At 56.1% G+C, this 289-nt stretch carries 1 pseudogene; it reads right to left on the bottom strand.

Annotated features, from left to right (window positions below):
* Window positions 1-169 precede the first annotated feature (169 nt).
* A pseudogene (locus tag FHL16_RS34855) lies at window positions 170-289 on the bottom strand (heavy metal transporter); the annotation flags it as partial.

Here is a 289-nt window from a genome sequence, read left to right as displayed (position 1 = left end):
CGGTTGAATGGAGCATTCAAAGGTTTGCTCAAAGCTCTGCGAGGTGATTAGTAGCGCAAGGGCTTGCGAGCGGTAATTGTGGCCGACGCGGCTGCTTCGGTACTCCCTGAGGGTTCACCAAGGGGAGCCCCCTGCATACGGGGCTCTGACTAGGGGCAGGTGTCAGCATTCAAGCGCTGATCTGAGAAGGAAAACCTAACGCCTCGACAGCTTTACGAATCTGCTCTGGGCTTTCGCTGCTTTCAACACTCACCTTACCGGCTGACCGATCCACGGAAACCGTAGCTTC

Source organism: Pseudomonas sp. FSL W5-0299, assembly GCF_005930655.1.
Classification (GTDB): Bacteria; Pseudomonadota; Gammaproteobacteria; order Pseudomonadales; family Pseudomonadaceae; genus Aquipseudomonas; species Aquipseudomonas mandelii.
Note: the sequence above shows the minus strand (reverse complement) of the source record. Positions and strands in the feature narration are given on the sequence as shown.